3 protein-coding genes are annotated in these 2,776 nt (G+C 55.2%); all 3 read left to right on the top strand.

The window, feature by feature from the left end:
• On the top strand, window positions 1-540 hold a 540-nt coding region (locus ADADOO_RS10760), incomplete at its 5' end, for a DUF2345 domain-containing protein (RefSeq protein WP_511277437.1).
• On the top strand, window positions 537-2,072 hold the full coding sequence (locus ADADOO_RS10755; RefSeq protein ID WP_511277435.1) for a hypothetical protein: 1,536 nt from the start codon (window positions 537-539) through the stop codon (window positions 2,070-2,072). The genes ADADOO_RS10760 and ADADOO_RS10755, both read left to right, overlap by 4 nt.
• Window positions 2,069-2,776, top strand: a 708-nt coding sequence (locus ADADOO_RS10750) for an Imm71 family immunity protein (RefSeq protein ID WP_511277433.1), incomplete at its 3' end; no start/stop codon positions are given. The genes ADADOO_RS10755 and ADADOO_RS10750, both read left to right, overlap by 4 nt.

The raw sequence follows: 2,776 nt of genomic DNA, 5'->3' as shown, positions 1-2,776 counted from the left end.
GCAATGGAGATCCTCGCCGACCAGTCAATCACGGTGACGAGTTCGAATGACGAGATCCATATCCTGGCCAAGGAGAAAATCGTCCTCCTGGCCGGACAGTCGAGCGTCACGCTGGAGGGATCGAACATCACCTTCGCGTGTCCGGGCACGTTCTCGGTCAAGGGGAGCGGGATTGCGTTTATGGGGCCAGGGCGTGGGACGGCGAGTTTGGAGGGGTTGCCGGAGGGAAAGGCTGTATCCAAAGACACCATCGAACTCGATCACCGTTATCACGATGACGACTTCGTAGGCGGCGCCGAGTATGAAGCCATTTTGGCGGATGGCAGTGTGCGCAAAGGAAAACTCGACGCTTCCGGGAAAGCTACCTTGACCGATGTTCCCCTTGGTACCGCCAAAGTTCGATTCGGGCCTGCATCAGCCAAATTTCAACGAAAACATAAAGATTCAACGCCAAACCATGAGGCAGCGCCAAGCGACAAATCAATCAGCGCACTGGTCGATAAATACGCGTCGAGTTTGCTTCAGGGGGACAAGCAATGAGTGGCAGCCAAGCCTCGACCGCTCACTGGTGGTCTGAATTCGAATCGGTCTCGTTGGAGGCCGGCAATTGGCTCTGGGGTACGGTGCAAGGGGCCTTCAACGAGAAAGCGTCGCTGTCGCAAATCGTCGTTGATGCGGTGGTCGGAATGATTCCGCTGGTCGGCGACGTCACCGCCGTTCGCGATTTGATCGCCGTCACCATCGGCATGGTGGATGAACCGGCGAAGCGCGAAGACAAGTTCCAGTGGGCCTTGCTGGTCGTTCTCCTTTTTGCCTTGATCCCGGTGATTGGCGGCGTCATCAAGGGCGTCGGCCGGATTACGATTGGCGTTGCCAAATCGGCCGCAAAGCTCAGCGGTGCAGCACGTGCGGCCTATCTGGCGGAATCCGCCAAGGACGTTGTTGCCTTCCTGAATCGATTGGGCAAAGGACACGCGGAAAAGTGGCTGCTTCAACTCCGCTTTGCCGACCACGAAGCATCCATCATCGCAAAATTCAGCGACCTGGTCGTTACCATCAACAAAGCTTTGGCCCAAATCAAGACCAAGCTCGGCGCAGTCATTCCGGAATCCTTCCTGAGACGTATCGACGGACTCGGCAATGGGCTGAACAAGCTGAAAAGCATGGCGGCGCAACGCATTCCGCAAGCCATCAAGGAATTGGATCAAACCCTTAAGGAAATTCAGGCTTACGTCCGAACCGGTGGCGAAACTACGGCACGTACCGTTGAACATACCGTCAGCAGCGGGACGAAGGCAGTTACCTATGCCGATGAGTTGAGGCTGATTGAGAACGCGGCAGAGGCTCAGCGAAGTGCCAAGGGAGGATGGTTGAAGAATTCGTCGTCGTCGAGTCCCAAAAGCATAAAAAAGTTCTACACCCATGAAGCTGGCTATCCGGACTTGACCAAATTCAGAAATGGCGACGTTCTCACTGGCATTCCTGCATTCGCTGGAAAAATTCAAAATCGCACTATGAAACCAGGTGAGGAGATGTACCGTTTTTTTGGTCCGAAAGGTGTTACCCATGGTGAGTTGATTGGCGACACGGCTCCTGGTGGCGGATGGTGGGGCTTGGGGGCGCCGCCTAAAACAGCCAAGGAATGGCGAGAAAAGGCTGCCGTTCTGGATGAGTGGAATCGTGATGGCTACCTGCTGGTTGCCAAAGTCACTGACGAAAATGCCGTTAAAGCCTGTGTCGGCAAGATTTCCGAACAAATGGGCAAGGAAATTCCTGGTCAGTATTTGGGCGGTGGCGGCTTGCAAGCCGTCATCGAAATGGATAAAGCCACCAAGGCTGCGCTGAAGAGTGCGGGTGACGCCGCCATCGCCACCGGCAAGCCACAAACCGTCAAAACAGCGGGAATGACCTTTGAGCTACGCCCGACCGGCTGGACAGACGCCAACGGTATCTGGGGATATATTCATATGCCCGGCGCGGGTACAGTGCAGACCGCCCGCCTGGGTGCGCGCGAGCAGGCGGCCAAGGATGACCGTGACCCGAAAGCGAATTCGAGGATAAGCAAGCAATGAGCGATTATTTGAAGGAAATCGAGGAGGAACTGGCCAACCTGCAATTGCCACCCGATCCTTCCCCCCCCACCTACGACTATGACAGCATTCCTGACGATGAAGAGCGCCGCCGCATCTTTTACATGCTCAAGAAAAATTCGTCGTATACCGCTTGGGCGCGGGTTGGCAAATTCTACGATCAGTGGATGGCGGTCTATACCAAAGCCTACGAAGAAGCCCGCGCCTCAAATCGGGACGAATATTTCTTTTGGGAAAACCGATACATCAAGGACTACGCCAACTACAAAGGTTATGCCGAGTGTTTGTCTCGTCTAAAAATAGGCGACAAACGGCCCTTCAAGTTCCTGGGTAGGTTCGGGTATTTTTATCAGGGGCTATTGCCATCGGACTCCTGGAGTACGCGAATTATGCGCTTTGAATGGGGTGAAACCGAAATAGACGAGGTGGCCTCCCCGTTATGGAACGAGTTTACGTCATCACTGACTCAGGTTCGTTACGCGCTAGGAGAACTGCGCCGCTACATACAGGAAGACCGCTACCTCGATATACCAGCCCCCCTTGGTCTATCCAGCTATCGTGGCCCGAACTTTCTGCGCGAAGACACAGTTCTCCCCGACGGCGATCTCCCGCCCGTACCCGATGCCCCTCAGCCCCTGCGAATCATCCAGACCGGCGACACAGTCCCCTGTTCCGGCATTTGGGAA

Origin of the sequence: Azonexus sp., assembly GCF_036170495.1 — a bacterium.
Classification (GTDB): domain Bacteria; phylum Pseudomonadota; class Gammaproteobacteria; order Burkholderiales; family Rhodocyclaceae; genus Azonexus.
The sequence above is the reverse complement of the archived record's forward strand: the minus strand, read 5'-3'. Positions and strand labels throughout refer to the sequence as shown.

What these genes read in the sequence shown, in the direction of transcription:
- ADADOO_RS10755 (WP_511277435.1), top strand. Translation starts at nt 537, where the DNA reads ATGAGTGGCAGCCAAGCCTCGACCGCTCACTGGTGGTCTGAATTCGAA.